The sequence below is a fragment of the Streptomyces sp. SirexAA-E genome, from assembly GCF_000177195.2.
Classification (GTDB): domain Bacteria; phylum Actinomycetota; class Actinomycetes; order Streptomycetales; family Streptomycetaceae; genus Streptomyces; species Streptomyces flavovirens.
Window position 1 is genome coordinate 850,368 of the sequence record NC_015953.1, and the last position, 21,666, is coordinate 872,033.

General features: G+C 71.9%; 19 protein-coding genes and 1 pseudogene. 6 read left to right on the top strand and 14 right to left on the bottom strand.

Annotation, left to right across the window (positions count from 1 at the left end; all coding sequences use genetic code 11):
- Window positions 1-19 precede the first annotated feature (19 nt).
- From SACTE_RS03615 to SACTE_RS03645, 8 genes and pseudogenes are all read right to left on the bottom strand, one after another.
- A complete protein-coding gene (locus tag SACTE_RS03615; RefSeq protein WP_014044672.1) occupies window positions 20-787 on the bottom strand; it encodes a class I SAM-dependent methyltransferase in 768 nt (255 codons plus the stop codon).
- A gap of 79 nt (window positions 788-866) precedes the next feature.
- Window positions 867-2,072, bottom strand: coding sequence for an aminotransferase class V-fold PLP-dependent enzyme (locus SACTE_RS03620; protein ID WP_014044673.1), 1,206 nt, complete (start codon window positions 2,070-2,072; stop codon window positions 867-869).
- 5 nt (window positions 2,073-2,077) lie between these two features.
- Complete coding sequence (locus SACTE_RS03625; RefSeq protein ID WP_014044674.1) at window positions 2,078-3,415, bottom strand: pyridoxal-phosphate dependent enzyme; 1,338 nt, start codon at window positions 3,413-3,415, stop codon at window positions 2,078-2,080.
- Window positions 3,412-4,935 carry a Y4yA family PLP-dependent enzyme gene (locus SACTE_RS03630; protein ID WP_014044675.1) on the bottom strand — a complete coding sequence of 508 codons (1,524 nt, stop codon included), beginning with the start codon at window positions 4,933-4,935 and terminating at the stop codon, window positions 3,412-3,414. Before SACTE_RS03630 ends, SACTE_RS03625 begins: the two co-directional genes overlap by 4 nt.
- A 318-nt stretch (window positions 4,936-5,253) precedes the next feature.
- Window positions 5,254-5,395 (bottom strand): annotated as a pseudogene (locus SACTE_RS35545) (DUF4429 domain-containing protein); the annotation flags it as partial.
- Window positions 5,396-5,505: 110 nt separating this feature from the next.
- The gene (locus SACTE_RS03635; RefSeq protein WP_014044676.1) at window positions 5,506-5,841 is read right to left on the bottom strand and encodes a YnfA family protein; all 336 of its coding nucleotides are present in this window, start codon (window positions 5,839-5,841) and stop codon (window positions 5,506-5,508) included.
- A gap of 48 nt (window positions 5,842-5,889) precedes the next feature.
- On the bottom strand, window positions 5,890-6,660 hold the full coding sequence (locus SACTE_RS03640) for a MerR family transcriptional regulator (protein ID WP_019993843.1): 771 nt from the start codon (window positions 6,658-6,660) through the stop codon (window positions 5,890-5,892).
- Window positions 6,661-7,361: 701 nt separating this feature from the next.
- Complete coding sequence (locus tag SACTE_RS03645; RefSeq protein ID WP_014044678.1) at window positions 7,362-8,570, bottom strand: MFS transporter; 1,209 nt, start codon at window positions 8,568-8,570, stop codon at window positions 7,362-7,364.
- Window positions 8,571-8,656: 86 nt separating this feature from the next.
- Between SACTE_RS03645 and SACTE_RS03650 the strand changes: the two genes are divergently transcribed.
- Both SACTE_RS03650 and SACTE_RS03655 read left to right on the top strand, forming a co-directional pair.
- Window positions 8,657-9,235 (top strand): sugar O-acetyltransferase, encoded by a 579-nt coding sequence (locus SACTE_RS03650; protein ID WP_014044679.1) that lies wholly within the window; start codon window positions 8,657-8,659, stop codon window positions 9,233-9,235.
- Between the two features lie 24 nt (window positions 9,236-9,259).
- Complete coding sequence (locus SACTE_RS03655) at window positions 9,260-9,817, top strand: TetR family transcriptional regulator (protein ID WP_014044680.1); 558 nt, start codon at window positions 9,260-9,262, stop codon at window positions 9,815-9,817.
- A 156-nt stretch (window positions 9,818-9,973) separates the two neighbouring features.
- Here SACTE_RS03655 and aztD read toward each other — a convergent pair whose 3' ends face one another.
- From aztD to aztB, 4 genes are all read right to left on the bottom strand, one after another.
- On the bottom strand, window positions 9,974-11,176 hold the full coding sequence (gene aztD, locus SACTE_RS03660) for a zinc metallochaperone AztD (protein WP_014044681.1): 1,203 nt from the start codon (window positions 11,174-11,176) through the stop codon (window positions 9,974-9,976).
- 89 nt (window positions 11,177-11,265) lie between these two features.
- Window positions 11,266-12,243 (bottom strand): zinc ABC transporter substrate-binding protein AztC, encoded by a 978-nt coding sequence (gene aztC / locus SACTE_RS03665; protein ID WP_014044682.1) that lies wholly within the window; start codon window positions 12,241-12,243, stop codon window positions 11,266-11,268.
- Window positions 12,240-13,475: a hypothetical protein gene (locus tag SACTE_RS03670; RefSeq protein WP_014044683.1), complete on the bottom strand. Its 1,236-nt coding sequence runs from the start codon at window positions 13,473-13,475 to the stop codon at window positions 12,240-12,242. The genes aztC and SACTE_RS03670 overlap by 4 nt, the downstream gene beginning before the upstream one ends.
- 21 nt (window positions 13,476-13,496) lie before the next feature.
- Window positions 13,497-14,351 (bottom strand): zinc ABC transporter permease AztB, encoded by an 855-nt coding sequence (aztB, locus tag SACTE_RS03675; protein ID WP_014044684.1) that lies wholly within the window; start codon window positions 14,349-14,351, stop codon window positions 13,497-13,499.
- Between the two features lie 15 nt (window positions 14,352-14,366).
- On the opposite strand from aztB, the gene aztA reads away from it, so the two are divergent.
- Together aztA and SACTE_RS03685 are read left to right on the top strand one after the other, a co-directional pair.
- Window positions 14,367-15,110, top strand: coding sequence for a zinc ABC transporter ATP-binding protein AztA (aztA, locus tag SACTE_RS03680; protein ID WP_014044685.1), 744 nt, complete (start codon window positions 14,367-14,369; stop codon window positions 15,108-15,110).
- Window positions 15,111-15,233: 123 nt separating this feature from the next.
- Window positions 15,234-16,238 carry an endonuclease/exonuclease/phosphatase family protein gene (locus SACTE_RS03685; RefSeq protein WP_014044686.1) on the top strand — a complete coding sequence of 335 codons (1,005 nt, stop codon included), beginning with the start codon at window positions 15,234-15,236 and terminating at the stop codon, window positions 16,236-16,238.
- Between the two features lie 231 nt (window positions 16,239-16,469).
- Here SACTE_RS03685 and SACTE_RS03690 read toward each other — a convergent pair whose 3' ends face one another.
- Window positions 16,470-17,015, bottom strand: a complete 546-nt coding sequence (locus tag SACTE_RS03690; protein WP_014044687.1) for a TetR-like C-terminal domain-containing protein — start codon at window positions 17,013-17,015, stop codon at window positions 16,470-16,472.
- A 94-nt stretch (window positions 17,016-17,109) separates the two neighbouring features.
- Here SACTE_RS03690 and SACTE_RS03695 point away from each other — a divergent pair, with 94 nt between their 5' ends.
- Window positions 17,110-17,817, top strand: coding sequence for an MBL fold metallo-hydrolase (locus SACTE_RS03695; RefSeq protein ID WP_014044688.1), 708 nt, complete (start codon window positions 17,110-17,112; stop codon window positions 17,815-17,817).
- A gap of 19 nt (window positions 17,818-17,836) precedes the next feature.
- Here the strand turns inward: SACTE_RS03695 and SACTE_RS03700 are convergent, their stop codons facing one another.
- Complete coding sequence (locus SACTE_RS03700) at window positions 17,837-19,183, bottom strand: APC family permease (protein WP_014044689.1); 1,347 nt, start codon at window positions 19,181-19,183, stop codon at window positions 17,837-17,839.
- Window positions 19,184-19,649: 466 nt separating this feature from the next.
- Here SACTE_RS03700 and SACTE_RS03705 point away from each other — a divergent pair, with 466 nt between their 5' ends.
- Window positions 19,650-21,617 (top strand): ABC transporter ATP-binding protein, encoded by a 1,968-nt coding sequence (locus tag SACTE_RS03705; protein ID WP_019993849.1) that lies wholly within the window; start codon window positions 19,650-19,652, stop codon window positions 21,615-21,617.
- Window positions 21,618-21,666 lie beyond the last annotated feature (49 nt).

Here is a 21,666-nt window from a genome sequence, read left to right on the forward strand (position 1 = left end):
ACGAGCCGGTCGGGCGCTCTCAGTCCTTCAAGGCCACCAGCACGCAGCTGTCCCCCACCTGCCACACCGGCGTGACACGGCTGAACCCCGCCTCCCGCAGGAGTTCGGCGTGGCGGCGCACCGGCAGGTGCCAGTTCTCGCCTCCGTCACTGGACGACGAGCGACTACGCTCACGCTGCTCGAAGAGGTTCGCCAGCTCCGGGTCCGCGGCCGCCGCCGACCACCAGGACTCCCAGTCCTCGTCGCCTCCGTCACCCGCGCGCTCGGCCCGACGGCGTCCCACGTGGGCGGTGAGGTCGGAGCAGGAGCGCGCGTCCGGCGGGAAGTGGTCTCCGTTGACCAGCGCTCCCCCCGGGCGCAGCAGGGCCGCGAGGCTCTGATAGGTCTTCAGCAGGGCGGGGGCCTGGAGGTAGTGCAAGGCCGTCGTCGTGACGGCGCCGTCCAGCCCGCGCTCCAGGCCGAGAGCGTCGGTCCAACCGGCCTCGCCGATCACCGCATTCACCCAGCGCGCGACGTCCGCGTGATGCGCGCGCGCCAGTTCCAGCAGCATGGGGTCCATGTCGACCGCGACGATCTCCGCCTCCGGCAGCCGTCGCGCAAGTCGTGCGGACAAGGATCCGGGCCCGCAGCCCAGGTCGAGCAGGGTCGGCCGGGGACGGTCGACGCACACGTGCTCCACGACGTCACAGATGACGGTGAAACGCTCCTCGCGGTCCAGCGCGTATCGCCGCTGCTGCCGCTCCCAGCGCTCGACCCAGGTCCTGGCCGTCTCCACGCTCACGCCCACCGGTCGCGCACCTCTTCCGTCTTCCACACTCTTGCGACTACCGCGTAATCTACAGGTGGAAACGGTTATCAATAGCCATTCACTCCAAGGCAACCAGCACGTCCAGCAGGCGATCGATCTCCTCGTCGGTGTTGTAGACGTGCAGGCTCACCCGGACGGACCCCTCCTTCTCGTCCGCGCCCGCCTGGCAGAGGCTGTCGGCCCGGACCATGAAGCCATGACTGAAGAGGATGAAGCCCAGGTCGTCGGAGGGTATGTCTCGGTGTCGGAAGGTGACGATGCCGTGCCGTCGCTGGGCCGCGGGCAGCGACGAGTCGGCGGCCAGACTGGCGGGGCAGCCGAGGACCTCGTAGGCGTCCAGTCGGCGCAAGTGGTCGGTCAGGCGGCTCGCCAGCCGGGAGACGTGGGCGGAGATACGGTCGACGCCGACCGCGTCCAGCCAGTCGAACGCCGCCAGCAGCGACACCACCCCCGCGGTGTTGGGGGTGCCCTGCCAGCCCCGGGGCCGCAGAGCCGGCCCCCGGGTGTTGCGTGCCCACACCGCCCCGGTGCCGGGCAACGCCAGCGCCTTGTGCCCGGAGAAGACGACGAAGTCGACGTCGAGCGCGGGGTCGTCGAGCCGGAGCGGCAGGTGGCCGACGCTCTGCGCCGCGTCCAGGCAGATCGGCACATCGGAGCCGACGGCGGCGCGGATCCGGTGGACGTTCATGTCGCCGCCGTAGACGTGGTGCACGTGGGTCGCGGCGACGAACCGGGTGCGGGGGCCGACGGCCTCGGCGAAGGCGCGGTGGTCGTAGTCGCCTGAAGCCTGCCGGGGCAGGGCACGCACCCGCACCTCGGTGCCACGCTCAAGGAGCAGACGCTGGGCCTCCAGCCATGGTTCGAGGTTGGCCTGGTGGTCGGCGAACGGGACCAGTATCTCGTCGCCGTCGGCGAGGTGTCGGGTGAGCCAGTCGCGGGCGACAGTGCGCAGGCCCTCGGTGGTCCCGCCGGTGAAGAGCACGGTGGAACGATCCGGCGCGGGGTCTCCGAGAAAGGACTTGACCCGCTCCCGGGCCTGTTCGACCAGCTCCGTGGTCCGGTTGGCCCACGGATAGGTGCCGCGTCCCGCATTGGCGTTCGTCGTCGTCAGATAGGTGTGCACTGCATCCAGGACGGCCTGCGGCTTCTGCGACGTCGCCGCGCTGTCCAGGTACACCAGCTCCGGGTCCGCGGTGAGGATGGGGAACTGGGCACGCGCCAGGGCCTGCCAGGCCTCGTCGGCATCGGGGATCTCGCCGCGCATCGGGCTCACTCCCTCACCAGCGGTGCGCCCGCGTCCCGCCAGGCCACGATGCCGCCCGCGAGGCTGCGCACATCGGGGTGGCCCATGCGGGTCAGAAGTGCGGCGTAGCGCAGCGACTTCTCCCCCACAGGGCAGGCGAGCAGTACCGGGGTACGCTTGCTGAACGGCAGTCCGCTCCGCACCAGTTCCTCGAAGACCTCGTCGACGATGTTGGTCGCTCCCTCGATGTGCAGGGTCGCGTAGGCGTGCGGACCGCGCAGGTCGATCACCAGCGGGCGGGGTTCTCCCCGGGCAAGCCACTGCCGCGCCTCCTCTACGGCGACGGTACGCGCGTCGGCACGGATCTCGGCGTCGGTGAGCGACGCGGACGAGTGGCCGCGCCGCGTCCTGCCGAGCAGCTCGGGTCGGCGGTCGCGTACATAGCTCAGGTAGCTCTCGGCCCGGTCGCAGACGATGAACACGGCGGTCTGCCGGTCTCCGGTTCCCGCGAGTTCGGCGTCGACTGCGGCGAGTTGGCGGACCGCTCCCTGGTAGGCCGCGCCTCCCGTCGGCCCGGACAGCAGCCCGCAGCGGCGGATCAGGGTGACCATGCCGTCGATGGCTTCCTGGGAGGTCACCGAGGCGATGGAGTCGTAGGTCGCCGGATCGAAGAGCCCTACCTGGTGCACCTCGTCGATGGTGCGGATGCCCGGGATGAAGTCAGATTTGTCGGCCACCAGCCCGAGCACGCGCACCTGCGGGTCGTGCTCGCGCAGCACCTTGGCGACACCGGTCGAAGAGCCCGCTGTGCCCACACAAGCCACGAACCAGTCGGGGGCCCGGCCGTCCAGGTCCTTGACGATCTCAGGCCCGGTCCCGGTCGCGTGCGCCTCGACATTGCGCGGATTGAAGTACTGATCGGTGTGCAGGTAGGTGCTGCCGGGCTCGGAGAGCGCCTGGTGGAATCGGGTCAGCGGATCGTCGGTGTCCGTGGGGTCCAGGCACTCGCTCCGTCCGGGCAGTTCCTCGATCTCCGCACCCAGCAGGAGCAGCAGTTCCTTGATCTCGGGAACACGCATCCGGTTGGTCACGCTCTTGAACCTCAGCCCGTTGAGGCCGGCCAGGAGCGCGAGGGCCTTCGCGGTGTTGCCGCTGGACAGTTCCACGACCGTGCCGTCGCCGCCCGCCGCCTCCGACAGCAACGGACGAGCCATGTGCCAGGCGGGGCGGTCCTTGACGGATCCGAAGGGGTTGAGCATCTCCAGCTTGGCGTACAGGTCGATGTTCCTCAGTCCGTGGACGGCCGCGTCGATGCGGACCAGCGGTGTGTTGCCGATGGCGTCGGTGATGCTGTCGTACCTCAAGACGAACCCTTCCGCGGGTGTATGAGTGGCCAGTAGTCCTCATCGGGGCACCACCGCCAGGTGCCGGCGTCCTGTGTGACCGCCACCGTCCTTGCGACGGGCTGCCGTTGCGCTTGGTGGGCGTGGAAGTCCATGGCGTATCCAGCGGTATTGACGAAGGCCAGAACGTCTCCGGCACGGGGCAACCGCGGCAGGTACACCAGTCGCCGGGTGATCAGGTCGGCCTCCAGACACAGGTTTCCGACCAGGTGGACCCCGACCGGGCGGCCGCCCCCGGCCCCGTCACCGTCCGGCCCGCCCGGGGCTCCGTCGCGGGGCAGCAGGACGGGGTCCACGAGTACACCGTGCTCCTCGAGACTGACGTCCCCCGCGTTCATGCCCAGGCGCACCAGGTACCGGTCGGGAGCGTCGTTCGTGCGCCGGACCTCCAGCACCCGAGCCAGTGACACCCCGCACTGGTCGACCAGGGCCCGTCCCGGTTCGATGTACAGGTCGTTCAGGTGCTCGAGCAGCAGGGTGGCCGGCGAACGGCCGAGGGCCGGGGCCGGGCGGGAGAGCAGCTCGTCGAGGTAGCGGGGCCCTGCGACGGTCCTGTGGGCGGGATACAGCGCGGCCGTGCCCCGCACCGTGCCGCCCTCGGCGCGAAGCCCGTAGCCGTGGCCGCGCCAGGTCAGCGGCGAGCGCACCCCGAGCACGGCCTCGCTCAGCGCGGTGGTCCAGCTCTCCCACTCGGCGGCCTCGGCGACGTATCCGACACCGAACCCCCCGCCGATGTCGACGGCACCCGGCGTCAGGCCGCGCTCCCGGCACTCGTCCATCAGCAGCACACACCTTTCCAGGGCGCGGGCCTTCTCCTCCAGACCGGTGGTGTCCAAGTGGTAGGCCAGGCCGATGAGTTCGACGGCGTCCATGTGCTCTTCCAGTGCCGACCACAGCGTCTCGGCCTCGGCGACCGGCGTGCCGAACCGACTGCCACGCGACAGGACCCGTGTGCCGACACCGCCGTACCCGGCGTCCGACTCGAACCCCGACAGGCGCGCCAGTACCCGCGTCCTGCTCAGGCCGTGCCCGCGGACGAGCCCGGCCAACTCCCGCAGCTCATCGGCCGAGTCCACGTTGACCGTGGCTCCCACCCGGGCCGCGAGCCAGAGGAACTGCGGGTCCTTGGGGCCGGTGGCCATCACCCGATCCCCTGTGAACCCGCAGGCCAACACGTGTCGAAGCTCTCCCAAGGAGGCCACGTCGACGCCGACTGCTGCCGGATCGCACCCGGCCAGCCTCCGCACCAAGGCACTGGACCGGTTCGCCTTGTGCGCGAAGTACACCCTGCCGGAAAGGCGGTGGCGGCGGTACACGGAGAGGAAGCGTGCGGCGTTCTCGGCGACCACTTCGGGGAGCAACACGTTCAGCGGTGAGCCGAGTGCGTCCACCAGCGAGTGCAGGAACCTCACCTCCCCGAGCAGCGCGGCGAGCGGCGGTTGCACCCGCGGCCTCAGATACAGAGGCGCGTCCTTTTCCACGTACCCTCCCCACCTTCACGTGTCGCCGCCTCATGGTGACGACAATCGTTCCCGGGTTAGTCGTTTCCACCTACACGCGACGCTAAGCCTCATCTTGCGTGCGCCGTCGCCCCATCTCGGTCCGCGCTCTTGGCCCGGCCCGGACACGGCCGCCGCGGCCATCGCGTCACTCACGGGACGCTTCCGCGACCGGGCTGCTGACGCCCACCGCGGTCGGCACGGCGGAACCGCACGCCATGGTCGGCAGCGAGGCGAGGAGTGTGCGCGTGCGCGCCGCCCCTCCGGCTCAGCCGTCACCACGACGACTTGGTCGCTCCCGGCAGGTGCCCGGCGTGGGCCTGCCCGCGCGATCCGCGACAGCGGGAGGGTGTCCGGGCCCCCGTTGGTCTTGGACTCCGGCCTTCCAGGTGCAGGTCAGCCGGACGGTCTCGCCGTCGAAGGAGGCCGTGCCGTCGCCACCCGGACGGTGACGGGCTGGGCAGGGCCCGTCCCGGCGCTGGTCAGCCCTGCCGACCTGGCCCGCCTCTCGGGCACCTGGGCCAGGCGACCTCGCCTCGACGAGGTGAGGTGTCAGTTGCCGCGCGGGGCGTACATGATCACGGCCATTCCCGCGAGGCACACGAGGGCGCCGATCACGTCGAAGCGGTCGGGTCGGTACCCGTCGGCGATCATGCCCCAGGCGATCGACCCGGCGACGAAGATCCCGCCGTACGCGGCGAGAATGCGCCCGAAGTCGTCGTCACTCTGGAAGGTCGCGACAGCACCGTAGAGACCGAGGGCGATCACTCCGGCGCCGATCCAGATCCATCCCTTGTGTTCGCGGATGCCCTGCCAGACCAGCCAGGCCCCTCCGATCTCGAACAGGGCGGCGACGACGAACAGGGCGATGGAGCGGGCGACGAGCACGTCAATGGTCTCTCTGGCAGGCGGGTAGTGAGGGCGGTTCGGGTGTGGTCAGGAAGCCGTGCCGAACAATTCGGTGACGAGCGCGGCGTCCGCGGGCGCGCGTACCTCCAGACGCAGCCGGTGGCCGTCGAGGTGGAGGCGGAAGTCGAAGAAGCGGCAGCACTGCTGCTCGTCGGCTGCGAGTTCGGCGACCGCTCCGGCCCGGTCGGCGGGCAGGGTCAGCCGGATTCCGTCGTCGACGGCCCGTCGCTCGGCCCCTTCGAGGACCTGGTGCCATAGGTCGGCGCGCTCGGAGTACGCGCCGCCGGTCAGCGAGCAGGCCACAGGGGCGGTACGCCAGGACTCCGGTTCCGCCGCTGCGGCCCGGCGGCTGGGGGCGACCGCCACGTCGACCGGCCGTGCGACGGTCCTGACCGGCCGGCCGAGGAAGCCGCACTCCAGGTCGCAACGCCCTGCCCGATCGGGCAGGGCATCCGGGTGCTCCGACGCGGAGTGCAGGCAGTCGGTGAACGCGGTCAGCTCTGCGGCGCGCCGCTCCGCCTCGCCGAGACGGCCGGCGATCCGGGGCCGGAGGTCGGCCTTGACCTCGTGGCAGGCGCCGCTCTCCCCGATGCCGAGCAGTTCGCCGATCTCCTCCAGGGGCAGGCCGAGGAGCTTGGCGGCACCGATGAAAGCCAATCGCTCCACGGCGTCCTCGCTGTAGGAGCGGTGGCCGCCCGGTGTCCGGTCGGCGGGCAACAGACCGACGTTCTCGTCGAAGCGCAGGGTGGTGGCCGGTACACCGCTCCGTTCGGCGAGCTGGGAGATCCGCATGGTCATGCCTCCGACGGTAGACCCTCGACCCGGCTCGAAGGTCAAGCCCTGGCGTCCACCGGCGTGAGCGGTGCGGCGTCACGGGTATCCCGAGCGGCAGAGTCGCCCGACCCGTCACCGAACGGCACACGACGTCCCCATAACCCGCGGGCATGAAATTCTGCCGATCCCGGGTCGGACGTACCAAGTAGCCATCTCCTGCGTTCCGGGCCTTGGATCTGTATCAGCCCGGGCGTTACGCCGAGGCGGATGCGGAGGCGAGCACCGTGGTCCGGTCGCACCCGCGTGACGACAGGGGGGATGTGCCGCTGGCGCTGACCGTCGCGGCACTCCCGATCGGTGCCTCGGAGCAGCGCGGTCAGGAGGTCGGATCCGTGGAGCTGGTCGTGGCCACCGCCCTCCTGGGGCTGGGCCGCGATGGCGAAGCCCGGGTCCGGCCCGGCGGCGCTCACGATGCCTGTCCGGCCTTTCGGTCCGGTCCACCGCCGGACCGTCGAGGCTCGGGCATTGCTCGACCAACTCGACGGCGCCTGATCCGGCCCGCGACGGCCGGCCATCCCTGTCCGCCGACCACGAGACACAGAACCGTCAGCTGTGCATTCGGGCGAGGGCGTGTCCCACCCGGCCCCGTACGCGTCGGCGTTCCCGTGTTGCCGGGTTCCTCGCCGGGTGGCAGTGGCGGCCGGGCCGGCGAGCCGCCGCGTGGGTCAGGCCGAAGCGGGCTCGGCCTCCGCATCCGCGCGGCGGCCGGGGGCGAGCACTCCGGCCAGCGTGGAGGCGACGACCAGCAGGGCGAGGACGACGGTCATCGTGAGCCGGAGTCCGACGCGGTCCGCGAGGAAGCCGAGCGCGGGCGGCCCGACCAGGAAGGCGACGTATCCCGTCGTGGCGACCGCGCCGACACGCGCCGCCGCGTCGTGCGGGTGGTCGCCCGCCGCGGACAGGGTGACGGGGAAGCCGAGCGACGCGCCCAGCCCCCACAGGATCGTGGCGGCGCCCGCCATCAGCGGGCTGGGCGAGACGATCACCACCACCAGGCCGAGGGCCGCGGTCACGGCGCTGACCCGGACGACCTGGACCCGGCCGTAGCGCTCCAGGAGGGGCCCGCCGGCGAACCGGCCGAGCGCCATGGAGGAGGCGAAGGCCAGGAAGGTCAGCGATCCCGCGGTGGCGCTGACGTGGTAGCCGTCCACCATGAGCAGCGGCAGCCAGTCGTTGGCCGCCCCCTCCGCGAAGGCCATGGCCAGCACGATCACCCCGATGAGGAGGAGCCGCCGGTCCCGCCAGACGCGCGACCGCCCCTGTGTGCCGCCCTGCTGCGGGGAGCCGCCGAAGGGCGCCTCCTTGCCCGTGCCCTGCGGGAGGGAGAGGACCGACCGCACAGCGGCGGCGGCGATGAGAGCCGCGACGGCCGTCAGATGCCACCCGACGGGGAACTCGACGGCGGTCAGCGCCATGCCCAACAGGGCTCCGACGACGGTGCCCAGACTGAAGCAGCCGTGCAGCACCGGCAGGACGGGCCGGCCGATGACGCTCTCGACGGCCGCTCCCTCGATGTTGAACGCGACCTCGGCGAGTCCCATCCCGCCACCGAACAGTGCCAGTCCGCCGAAGACCCCGGCCGCCAGCGACAGACTCGCGCCGGCGGCGACGACGAGCAGCCCGGCGACGACGAGCGTCGCACCGGCGCTGATCGTCACCCGGCCCCCGTAGCGGCGGACGAGTGGGCCGGAGGCCGTGACCCCGGCCATCGAACCGGTCGAGAGTCCGAACAGCACCAGGCCCATCGCGCCGGTGGACACGTCGAGGCCGTCCCTGACCGCCGGGGTGCGCGCCACCCACGAGGCCATGCCGGTGCCGGCGGCGAGCATGAAGAGGAACAGAGCGGCACGCCAGCGGCGTGTGGCGGAATCCATGGCAGCGGGGCCTCGGCAGACGGATCGGGAACGGGCGGAGGAGCAGGGAGCGTACGACCGTACTCCTGGAGTGTACGATCGTACTCATGACGGACCACTTCGCGGGAGACCCCCGTACGAACCACGAGCGGATGCTCGCCGGGGACCTCTACATCGCCGACGATCCCGACATCGCGGAGGCCCAGCGGCGTGCCGTGCGCCTCGCCGCCCGCTATCTGGCCGCCTACGCCGAGGACCCCGACGCCGCGCGGCCCGTCCTCGGCGAACTCCTCGGCGGCCTCGGGGCCGGTGCCCACATCCGGCCGCCGCTGTTCGTGGACTACGGCTCGTACATCACGGTCGGCGAGGACACCTTCGTCAACTACAACCTCACCGCCCTGGACGTCGCCCCCATCACCATCGGCCGTGACTGTCAGATCGGGCCGAACGTACAACTGCTCACCCCCACCCACCCGGTGGAACCGGAGCCCCGCCGGGACAAGCTGGAGGCGGCCAGGCCGATCACGATCGGCGACAATGTCTGGCTGGGCGGTGGCGCGACGGTGCTGGCCGGGGTGACCATCGGGGACAACAGCGTCATCGGCGCCGGAGCCGTCGTCACCAAGGACGTACCCGCCCGTGTGATCGCCGTCGGCAATCCGGCCCGGGTGATCCGCTCGATCTAGCAGTTCGACGCAGAAGGAAGCACCGTGGCGACCGGACAGAACGACCCCGAGCGGCGGGAACGCATCATCGCCGCCGCGCTCGACCTGATCGCGGAGGAGGGGGTCGCGGGGACCTCGCACCGCAAGGTCGCCGCTCGTGCCGGTGTGCCGCTGGGCTCGATGACGTACCACTTCGACGGCATGGGCGAGCTGCTGCGAGAGGCGTTCACACGCTTCTCCGGCGGCATCGTCGCCGTCTTCGAGGAGCGCCTCGGCGCCGCCTCCACCACCGACGAGGCCCGGGAGGCGGTCGCCGATCTGGTCCACCACCTGTCCGGCGGCAATCAGCGCGAGCTCGTGCTCACCCACGAGCTGTACACGCTCGCCGCCCGCGAGCCCGTCTACCGCGAGCTGACCCGGGAGTGGATGCGCCGCAGCCGCGTCGCCCTGGAGCGGCACTTCGACCCGGCGACGGCCCGCCAGCTCGACGCGATGATCGAAGGCCTGTCCATCCACCGCGCCCTGGAGACCGAGCCGCACGACCGTGCCCTGACCGTCGAGGCGATCGCTCGCATCACCCGGAGCCCCTGCGCGCGTTCCTGACGCGCGCCTCAAGTCCCCTGGCCGGCAACCCACCTGACCGGGGTGCCGGCCAGGTCTCCCGTCCGCGGCGGACGCCGATCGGACCCGCCGGTGAGGGTGTGTGTGGCGCCCGCACCGCCCCCGCGGCCCTCGAGGCGGCAGGGGCGGTGTGCGCGGTCAGTCTCCGGCGACGACGCCCGACAGCTCGTTGGTGCTCTTCGGCAGGGTCACCGAGGTGATCTTCCTGCCGGTCTCCAGGTCGATGGCGTGCAGGGCCTTTTCGCTGGGCTCGGAGACGTACGCGGTGCCGCCGCGGACGAACAGGGCGGGCCGGGTCTGCTGCCAGTCCAGCGGTTCCTGCCACCTGCCCACGGCGGGGATCTTCCTCTCGACCTTGCCGCTGTCCTGGTCGATGACGTGGATGGCGCCGTCGGTGCCGAGGACCAGGGCTTCGCCCCGGGGGCCGCGGGCCAGCGAACGGAAGGAGTAGCTGGTGCCCAGCTCGACCAGGCTCAACTTCTTCTTCTCGGTGTCGATGAGGGAGACCCGGGTGGGCCTCTCCAGCTCGGCCTCGGGGTCGGTCTTGTAGTCGCCCAGCAGGATCGGGGAGGCGTCGCTGCCGGCCTGGTTGCCGATCCGGCCGTAGTCGTCGGGGGCGTCCACCTTGGTGAACTTCCCGTCCTGGTAGATCAGGACGCCGTCCTCGCAGCCGACGGCGACGGCCTCGTTCCGGGCGGCCGCCTCACCGTGCACACCCGGGCACGTCTCGTTGCGCGCGATCTCCTTGTCGTTCCCGTCCAGCACGAGCGCGCCGGTCCGCTTCTCCTCGGTACCCAGGGTGCTGAGCAGCTCACCGTCGGCCAGTTCGATGGCGACACCGTGGTGTGCCTCGGCGGAGGTGTAGGTACGCCCTTCCGGCTTCTCGCCCTTGCCCAGGTCGGCGGGGTCGAAGACGTTGACCTCGCCGGTGCCGTCGGTGAAGAGCACGGTCCTGCCCCCGTGTCGTACGACGTGCCCGGGCTTGGCGCCCTTGTACTCGATACCGGTGAGGGCCTGCCCGGTGGCGTCCAGCACCCGGAAGCCGGTGTCGGTGGAGACGATGACGTGGTCGGCGTCACCGGCGGGGTTGACCCGGTTGAAACCGGACAGCTCGATCGTCCCGGTCAGTGCGAGGCTCTTGCCGTCCAGGATGTAGAGGCCGCCGTCGAAGGTGGCGACCAGCGGGTCCTTGACCGCGGTGGCGGGCTTCGCGCTCGCGGCGCCCCCGGCCTCGGCGGCGTCCCCGGTGGAGTCCTTTCCTCCGCAGGCGGTCAGTACCGTGGACACCGCCAGGGCGAGTGCCGTCCCGGTGAGTGCCCTGGTGCGTATCGACTTGTGCATCAGTGTGTTCCTTCCGCGCCGCCCGGTGGCGGCAGTGGGTGTGTGGTGGTTCCGGCCCGGTCGGCCGGTGCCCGTCGCGGGCTCCGACGTCAGCCGCCGGTCAGGCCGTCGGCCATGGCGGTGGTGTTGGCGCGCATCATCCGCAGGTAGGTGTCGGCGCCCTCGCCCTCGGCGGTCAGCGACTCCGAGTACAGCTCCACGACCTGGACCGTGCCGCCCAGTTCCGTGCGCAGGACCTCGGCGAGCCGTGTCGGCTGGGAGGAGTCGGCGAACACGGTGCGCACCCCGGCCTCCTCCATCGCCTCGGTGAGCGAGCGCAGGTCGGAGGAGCTGGGTGAGGCCAGCGTGGTGCCGCTGGGAATGACCGCGCCGATGACCCGGAAGCCGAAGCGGTCGGCGAGGTAGCCGAAGACGTGGTGGTTGGTCACCAGGGATCGCCGGTCCTCGGGGACGCGGTCGAAGGACTTCTCCATCCATGCGGTCAGGCCGGCGAGTTGATCGCCGTAGTGGGCGGCGTGTGCGCGTACGGCCCGGTCGTCCACGCCGTCGACGTGCTCGATCACCTGGTCGGCTATCAGGCCGACCGCCTTCCGTACCCGGTCGGGATCGGTCCAGAAGTGCGGGTCGGGGTGCCCTCCCCCCTCCTCGGGGCCTCCGTCGTCGGCCGTCCGGAAGGTGAGCGGGTCGACCGCGTCGCCGACCGCGAAGGCGGCGACCCCGGACTCGCGGGCGGCGTCCACGTGCCGCAGGACGTTCTCCTCCAGCCCCAGACCGTTGTAGACCACGAGGTCGGCGCGCTCCAGCTCGGCGGCCTGCACCGCCGACAGGCCGAAGGAGTGGGGATCGGCGTTGGGCTTCATCAGGACGGTGACGGCGGCTTCGTCACCGACGATCTCCTGGGTGATGTCGCCGAGGATGTTCGTCGTGACGACGATCCGGGGCCGCTCCTCGCCCGACGTGCAGGCGGAGGCGGCTGCCGCCGTGGTGAGAGCGAGCAGACCTGCGATCAGATGGCGCAGCCGTGCCGCGCCCACCCTCAAGCGCCGCTTCGCCGCTGCCCGGCTCATCGGCCCGTCTCCGCCATGAGGACCGGCTCGATGTCCAGCTCGAAGGAGCGGGCGATACGCAGGTCGTCGTTGTAGTCGATCTCGAACACCCTTTTTCCCTTGGGGTCGTTGACGTAGGCGCGGCCGCGGTCGACCTCGATGACGGGGGTGCTGCCGCCGGTGCCGGCCGGCTCCCCTCCCGTCAGCAGCGTCGTGGTCCGCGCGGTCCGCTTCCCCGTGGCGATGTCGTAGCCGTGCAGCGAACCGTCGGTCTCCAGGACGAGCAGCGGGGAGCCCTCTCCGGCGGTGTTGACGGCGACGACGCGCCCCGTGTCCATCCGGGTCCAGCTCCGCTCGGTGACGTCCAGGACCCATACGGCGCGGTCCCCGGCCGGCGCGGTGAGGGTGTCGCTGCCGGGGCGGCCGTGGAAGGAGGTGGCCCGCTCTGCCGCCGGCACGTCCTGGTCGTAGGGGATCTCCTCGGCGGTGAAGGCCCCGTCCTCCTCGCGGACGAGCAGGGCGCCGTCGGCGCAGCCCAGGACGACGCCGCGCCGGGTGAGGGCGTCGCCTCGCGGTTCCTCGCACTTCACGTCCGGGAAGGAGACGCGCGCGCCCTTGCGGTCGAGCACGACGAGCTTCGCGGTACCGCCCTCGTCCGCGAAGGCGAGCAGATGCTCCTCGTACGGCACGACGGCCCCGGTGTAGGTGCCCTCCAGCGTCCTGGACGGGGCGATCCCGCCCTTCTCCAGTTCGCCGCGGTCGTAGAGGACGGTCTTCCCGTCCTCGTCGGTCACGGCGGTCACGGCGACGTCGCTGCGCACCTCGGCCCGGCGGCCCACGGGAAGTTCGCCGACGTCGCGTACCGCCGCGCTGTAGTAGTGGACGTGGTCCCCGTGATCCACCGTCCAGGACCCGCTGTCGAGCACATGTGTGCCACCGGGGGCGTGGAGGTAGCCGAACCGTCCGTCCGTGCCCAGCCGGACGGCGCCTTGTGTCCGGGCCGTCCTGTGCACCTCTCCGGTGACGAGGTCGAGGACCCGGCTGTTTCCGCTGCCGGGATCGTTGAGAAGCAGGCGGGACTGCTGTTCGGCGGCCTCCTGGGCTCCTTCGACGTACCCGTGCGGAGTGGCGGACGGGGAACTCGCTTCGGGCCGGGAGCTTTTGTCCGTCTCCCCCGCACAGCTCGCGGTGAGCAGCGCGGTGAGCACCAGGGCGGCCGACACCCATGGAGTGACGTTTCTGCGGACGGTCATGACGATCGCCTCAGGCTTCTTTCAGTCGACGTGTGCGGTGGGGACGTGGACGAGGCGCGTACGGCGGTGACGCAGGCCCGATGCCACGTGGGAGAGGAAGAAGAGGCTCACCGCGAGGGCCGAGACGGTCGCCCCGGCGGCGGTGCCCAGGTGCCAGGAGAGCAGCAGCCCGCCGAAGGTGGCGGTGACACCGAGGAGCGCGGCGAGCGCCATGACCCCGCGGACGCCCCGCGCCCACGGGAGGGCCGCCGCCGGCGGAGCGATGAGCAGGCCGAGGACGAGCAGCGTCCCCACGATGTGGAACGAGGCCACGATCGCCAGGCCGAGCAGACCGAGCAGCACGGCGTGGGCCAGGCGAGGCCGGAGCCCGAGGGTCGTGGCCTTGCGTGGGTCGAACGCCAGGGCGAGGAAGGCGCGGTGGCCCAGGACCGACACCGACAACGCCGCGAACAGCGCCAGCGCGAGCAGGACGAGGTCCTGCCGCCGGACGGCGAGCACGTCGCCGAACAGGAAGCCGGTCAGGTCCACGGCGAAGGACTGCGAGCGCGACACGATGATCACGCCGAGCGAGAGCATGCCGACGAACAGCAGCCCGATGCCCGTGTCCTGGGACAGCCTCGGCGTACGTCCGAGCACGGTGACTCCGGCCGTCATGACGGCGGCGCTGGCCACCGCGCCCACCAACAGGTTCCCGCCGAACAGCGCCGCCAGCGCGACCCCCGGCAGCAGACCGTGGGACATGGCGTCGCCGAGGAAGGCCATCCCCCTCAGCACGACCCAGGTGCCCGCCAGCGCACAGATCGCGGACACGAGCATCCCGCCCCACAGGGCTCGCTGCACGAAGGACACCTCGAACGGTGCCGTCAACCATTCCATGCCGAGGACAGTACAATGAAAATCATGTTCAACAAACCCGCCCACTCGGCCGCCGCGACCCGGGAACGGATTCCCCGTGTCCGCTTCACCGAGCTGTGCGCCGGCTACTCAGGACGACTCGTACTACGCCAAGTCAGCGCGGAGATACCCAGGTTGCAGGCGACCGCACTCGTCGGCCCGAACGGCAGCGGCAAGTCGACCCTGCTCGGCGTCCTCGCCGGTGTGATCCGGCCGACATCCGGCGAACTGCACCACGACGAGGGCCGGGCACCCGCGTTCGTACCGCAGCGCGGAGCCGTGGGCGACACGCTGCCCCTCACCGTGCGGCAGACCGTGGAGATGGGGCGCTGGGGCGAGCGCGGGCCCTGGCGCCGGCTGACCCGCCGGGACCACACGGCGGTGGACCTCGCTCTCGGCCGGCTCCAGATCGGCGAGCTCGCCTCACGCCAACTGGGGGAGCTGTCGGGCGGGCAGCGTCAACGCGCCCTCATCGCCCAGGGGTTGGCGCAGGAATCGGACCTGCTGCTTCTCGACGAACCGACCACGGGCCTCGACCCGGAGGCGAGGGAACGGATCGGCGCGCTGCTGACCGCGCTCGTCGCCGAGGGCGTGACGGTCGTCCAGGCGACGCACGACCTGGAGGCCGCGCGTGCGGCGGACGCGTGCCTCCTGCTCCAGGACGGCCGCCTCGCCGGACAAGGGCATCCCGACCAGGTGCTCACCACGTCGGCACTGGCGCGCCTGTGGCAACCGCTCTGAACCACCCGGCGGATCGCCCGGGCAGCCGGAGGCGCCCGGAACCGTGCGGGCCCGTGCCGGCGTCCCCTACCGGTAACCGGTGATCATGATGATGCCGCCGGGTGGATTCCAGGGTGGGGACGAATGACAGGCACTGCTGCTGGAGCCCCGCGCACCGCGGCCCGGCGACGGGCACGCGGGCGGGCATGGGGACTGCTGGGCTGCGGCGTCGTGCTCGCCGCACCCGCCACACTGCTCGCCGTCCGGCTGACGGGGCTCGACGCGGGGACACCGTTCGCGATGCCCATGGTGTTCTTTCCCTGGTCGACCGCTCTCTGTGTGCTGGTGCTGGGCGTGATGGTCGCCGTCCCCACCCTGCGGTCGTGGTGGGCCGTGGCCGTCGTCGCGGCTCTGGTGGCCGCCCAGGTGGCGCTGCTGATGCCCCGGTTCGTGGCCGAGAGCAGGTATGTACCCCCGGGATCGGTCCAGTTGCGCGTCGCCACCGTCAACACCGACGGCGGCCGCGTCGATCCCCACGCGCTGGTGGACCTGGTGCGCACCGGGCGGATCGACGTACTGGCCGTGGAGCAGACGCCGTCGCGGGGTTCGGACGCGCTCGACAGAGCGGGGCTGGGTGCGCTGATGCCGTACCGGGAACTGCACCCCGAGTACGACTCCTCGATCTACTCACGGCACCCGCTGTCCCACGCCGGCACGACGCGGATCGATACCGCGTGGCCCCAGACCACCGCCCAGGTCACGGTCGGCGGGCGCAGGGTGGAGCTCGTGGCCGTCCACACCTACTACCCGCTCGGAGACCCGAAGCGCTGGACGCGGGACATGGCCGCCCTCACCTCCCTGGCCGGGCGGAGCGGCCCGGACACGGTGTTCCTGGGCGACTTCAACGCTTCGCTCGACCACACCCCGATGCGGAGACTGCTCGCGGCCGGTCTCACGGACACCCACGACGCACTCGGCCGCGGATGGGCGCGCACCTGGCCCGTCGGCCACGCCCTCGTCCCACCCCTGATCCAACTGGACCACGTCCTGTACGGCTCCGGCCTGACCGGGGTCTCCGTCGCCGAGCGCACCCTGCCGGGTACGGACCACCGGGCCGTCGTCGCGGTGCTGGCGCTGCTGCCCACCTAGGGCTTGTTCTCGACAGTCCCGCCTGTCCGGCGACGCCTGGCACGCCCTCCGGGCGGACGGCGCTACGTTCGAGACAAGCGCCAGGGGCTGCCGCACGGATCCCCTGATCCGAGCGGGGTGCCGGGGCAGGCCGGGCCCACGCGCCGTGCGGATGCGGCGCGTGCGGAGCGGAACCGGCCGACGTCGCTCGGCACGCACCTACCGGCGGGGCGGGGGCGGCGGCGCCGCTGCTCACTCGGGCCGGGCCCCCTGACCGTCCGTAACCGCTCGACGCACGCCGGCCAGGCCGTACTCGAAGGCACGGTCGACGTCGCCCCCGAGCCGGAAGGCGCCGCTGATCTCCATCTCGATGAAGCCGGTCGCCCAGGCCGTCACCAGGCGCGCGGCGTCGAGCGCGTCCCGCGCGCCCGCGAGCTCCCGGCAGGTGCGCAGCACCGGACCCGCCGCCCGTGCGAGGGACCGGGGTGACACGTAGGCGGAGTGCATCAGCCGGAATCCTTCGGGCCGGGCTCCCGCGAACCGCCGGTAGCGGCGCAGCAGTTCCTCCAGCGAGCCGTCGGTCGCCTCCAGCCGCGACGCCAGGTCGTCCACGGTGGCCTCGGCGACGGCGGCCAGCAGGGCCGCGCGGTTGCCGACGTGCTTGTACAGCGACGGAGCCCTCACTCCCACCCGCTCGGCGACCTTCTGCATCGTCAGACCCTGCCGGCCGCCGGCCTCCAGCAGATCGCGGCCCGCGGCGACGATCTTGTCGAGCGAGGTCTTCTCAGGGGTCGGCATGCTCCACCCTCCGCACTTATGGCTATTGACGTTAGCCATCATAGCTAAGTAGCTTAGCCATCAACAGTCCCGGTCCCGCCAGAGGAGAACCTCCGTGAAACTCGCACCCCACCTGCACCGACTCGGCAACGACCTGGTGGCCTGCTACCTCATCGACACCCCCGAGGGCATCACGCTCGTCGACGCGGGCATGCCCGGACACTGGCGGGACCTGCGGCGCGAGCTGGCCGCCCTGGGCAAGTCCCTGACGGACATCCGCGGACTCGTACTGACCCACGGCGACTCCGACCACATCGGCTTCGCCGAGCGCCTGCGAAGCCGGTACGGCGTGCCGGTGTTCGTGCATGCCGCCGACGCCGCGCGCGCCCGCACGGGCGACAAGCCCAAGACCCCGGCCGGCCCCATGCGCCCGGGGCCGACGCTCACGTTCTTCGGGTACTCACTGCTCAAGAACGCCCTCCGCACCCCCCAGGTCGGCGCCGTGGCGGAGATCGGTGACGGCGACGTGCTGGACCTGCCCGGGGCACCGGTGATCGTGGGCATGCCGGGGCACTCCCCGGGAAGCGTGGCGGTCCACGTCCCGCAGGCCGACGCGGTGTTCGTCGGCGACGCCCTCACCACCCGGCACGTCCTCACCGGGCGCACCGGCCCACAGGCCGCTCCCTTCACCGACGATCCGGCCGAGGCGCTCGCCTCCCTCGACCGGATCGCCCACCTGTCCGCATCCTGGGTGCTCCCGGGCCACGGTGCTCCTTGGCGCGCCTCACCGGCGCAGGTGGGCGAGACGATCAGGAAGAGCTGAGGTCCGGGGCGCCCGCCGGTCAGGAGTCGGACGGCGTCCGCGGAGCCGCGCGTCGCTTCCGTACCGCGGCGAAGACGGCGAGCACCACGCCGACCGCGAGCACGATCAGCCCGCGCAGCCACACGTCCGCCTCGATCCGGGTGGCGAGCAGGACACACGAGGCGGCACCGAGGACGGGGATCACCACGGGTACCCGGAAGTGACCGGGTACGCCGCCGTCACCGCGCAGCACCAGGGCCGCGGTGTTGACGATGAAGAAGACCACCAGGAGCAGCAGCACCAGGGTCGAGGCGAGCGTGGCCACGTCCCCGGTCAGGGCCAGGAGCAGGGACAGCACCGTGGTGGTGACGACGGCGGCGACGGGGGTACGGCGGCCCGGCAGGACCCTGGTCAGGAACCGTGGAAGCAGTCCGTCCCGCGCCATGCCGTAGGCGAGCCGGGACGACATGATCCCGGTGAGCAGTGCCCCGTTGGCGACGGCGATCAGGGCGATGACGCTGAACAGGCCGGTCGGGACTCCGCCCGCCACCTTGACCACTTCGAGCAGCGGGCCACCGGACTCGGTCAGGACCCCGGTGGGCACCGCCGCCGAGGCCGCCACACCGACCAGGACGTACACCGCTCCCGCGGTGAGCAGGGCGCCGAAGAGCGCTCGCGGGTAGGAGCGCCGGGGATCGCGGGTCTCCTCGGCCACGTTCACGGACGTCTCGAAGCCGACGAACGAGTAGTACGCCAGCACCGCCCCGCTCAGCACCGCGGTCGCCGGGCCCTTTGACGGGGTGCCCAGCTCCGTGAGACGTCCGAGGTCCGCGTCGCCGCGCAGGATGATCCAGGCACCGAGCGCGACGACCAGGACGAGCCCGCCCACCTCGATGAGCGTGGCGACCACGTTGGCCCGGGTCGACTCCCGGATGCCCCGCGCGTTGAGCAGCGCGAGGGCCGCGAGGAAGACGACCGCGACGAGGGCGACGGGGAGGGTGACGAACTCGGTCAGATAGTCGCCGGCGAAGCCACGGGTGAGCGCGGCGACCGAGACGATGCCGGCGGTGAGCATGCAGTAGCCGGCGATGAAGCCGGTGAACGGCCCGTACGCCAGGGTCGCGTAGTGGGAGGCGCCGCCGGCGCGCGGGTACTTGGTGGCCAGTTCGGCGTACGAGGCCGCGGTGAGCAGCGCGAGGCAGAGCGCGGCGAGGAGAGGCGCCCAGACGGCTCCCCCCGCTTTGCCCGCGACCTCGCCCACCAGCACGTAGACACCCGCGCCGAGCACGTCTCCGAGGATGAAGAAGTAGAGCAGCGGAGTCGTCAGGGTCTTCTTGAGGGGCGTCGCGGAGTCCGGCGCGTCCGAGCGCGTGCGGGGTGAGTTCACTGGGGCCGTCTACCCGGATCGGGGGCAGGCAGACGACGACTCCCCCGGATGGCGGGGCAGGGCGCACCGCTCCCCCGGTACCTCGACGACGGCGGCCACGGCGACCGTTCGCCCGCCACCACCGGGCGAGGGCGGGCAGCTGCACAACCACGCCCGAGGGCTGTCCCCACGGAGCGGTCAGGCATACCGGTCTCCGTGTTCCGGCCACCGTGGCCGCGGTCCGCCCCCGTCCCGCACACGGGTCGGTGCATCCCTCATACGTTGCTTCCCACGTCCACCGCGATCCCGCCGCGTCCGAAACACACGCGTGCGAACACCCGGCCCCGTCGTTGGTGCTCATGGCATGACCAAGTGCCCTCACAGGAAGCGAGGTCGACCCATACCGGCGGCCGGCCGGGCGGGCACACCATGGAGCGGACCGGGTGCGGGGAGGCAGCGAGTGAAGAGGTTCTTGGGACGGGTCCGGATGGCCGAGCCGGCGGTCTCCGATGCCGAGCGGGAGTTGTTCGGCGGGCCGTTGCGCTACGACGCGGGATGGGCCGAGCACGAACGCGCCTGGCTCGATCTGACGATGCTCTCGGCGATCCGGGCCATGCCCCGGCTGGTCGGCGGGACACTGCGCCGGGCCTGGGCGGCCGATCGGCCGGCCCTGCTCGTCGTGGCCGCGAGCGAGGTCGGCCAGGGCATCGCGGCGGCGGTCGGTCTGCTGGCGGTCAACGCCGTGATGCACGCCCTGCTCGGCGGCGGCGAGCCCGTCGACCGGCTGCACGCCGCCCTGCCCGCACTGGTCGCGGGCGCGTTGGTCGCGGTGGTGAACGCCGGCCTCGCCGGGCTGTCGACGTCCCGCGCCGGACGCCTGGAACCCCTGGTGGAGCGGATCGCGACGACGGAGTACCTGGAAGCGGCCACCGCCGTCGAGCTGGAGGCCATCGAGGACCCGGAGTTCCGCCGCCTGATCGACGTGGCCCAGTACGGGGCCGCCTCCGCCCGGCGCATGATCGGTGCCTGCGTCGCCGCGCTGAACGGCACGATCTCCCTGGTCGCGACGGCCGGCATCCTGACCGTCCTGCACCCGGCCCTGCTGCCCATGCTGCTGCTGATCGCGGCTCCGCGCGGCTGGGGCGCGATGCGGGTGGCGCAGGAGCGGTACGTGTCGGTGATGAACTGGGTCGAGCACGTACGGGCCGGCCGCCTGATCGGCAATCTGCTGACCGAGCGTGACGCGGCCCAGGAGGTACGGATCCACGGGGTGGGGACGTACCTCCTGGAGAAGTACCGAGGCATGGCGGAGAGCGCGGAGGCCGAGCAGAAGCGGCTCGCCGACGGCAAGGCGCTGACGGAGCTGATGGCGGCCGGGCTGTCCGGCCTGGCGATGGCCGGCACCTACGGCGTGATGCTGGGGCTGATCCTGTCCGGGCACATGGGGCTGGCGGTGGCCGGGACCGCGGTGATCGCCGTGCGAACGGGCTCGGCGAGCCTGGGCGCCCTGGTGATGAACGTCAACCAGCTGCACGAGGAGAGCCTCTACGTGCAGGACCACGACCGGTTCCTGGTGGAGGCGGCCCGTCGGGGCATCCCCACCGCCGGACAGGACCTGCCGGAACGGCTGGACGGGGTGGTCCTCGACGGGGTCACCTACCGCTATCCCGACCGTGACGAGCCCGCCCTGGACGGGGTCTCGCTCGTGCTGCCCATGGGGTCGGTGACCGCAGTGGTGGGTGAGAACGGCTCGGGCAAGAGCACGCTGATGAAGGTTCTCGCCGGTCTGCTGCTGCCGCAGGGCGGCAGCGTGCGCTGGGGCGGGGTGGACCTGACCGGCCTCGACCGCTCGCAGGTCTTCGACCGCGTCTCCCTGCTGACCCAGGACTTCCAGCGCTGGCCGGTGACCGCCGCACTCAACATCCGTATCGGCCGCCCCGCGACAAAGGCGGCGGACGCGGAGCTCCAGCCCTCCGTCGACTACGCGGGGGCCGCCCCGGTCGTCGCGAAGCTCCCCCACGGTCTGCGGACGCTGCTGGCCCGTATGTTCCGCGGGGCCAGTGAACTCTCCGGCGGCGAATGGCAGAAGATCGGCCTGGCCCGTACGCACTGGCGTACCGAGACCTGCGCCGCGGACAGTGTGCTGATCGTCGACGAACCCACCTCGGCCCTCGACCCGGAGGCCGAGATCGCCGCCTTCGACGCCATCCGCCGGCTGGCCGGCCCGCACCGGGCGGTCGTGCTGGTCACCCACCGCATGTCCGGCGTCCGCCACGCAGACACCATCTACGTCCTCGACCGGGGCCGTCTCGCCGAACAGGGCAGCCATGACACGCTCATGGCCGCCCGCGGCCGCTACGCCGCGATGTTCGACACCCAGGCCGCCCAGTACGCGCCCGGGCCGCGCACCGGCGTACCGCACCCCAGCGCCCCGCCGGTTCCGGAACCCTCCTGACGCTTCCCCGGCGGCCGGTCGCCGCGCGCCGTCGTGTGACCGGCAGAGG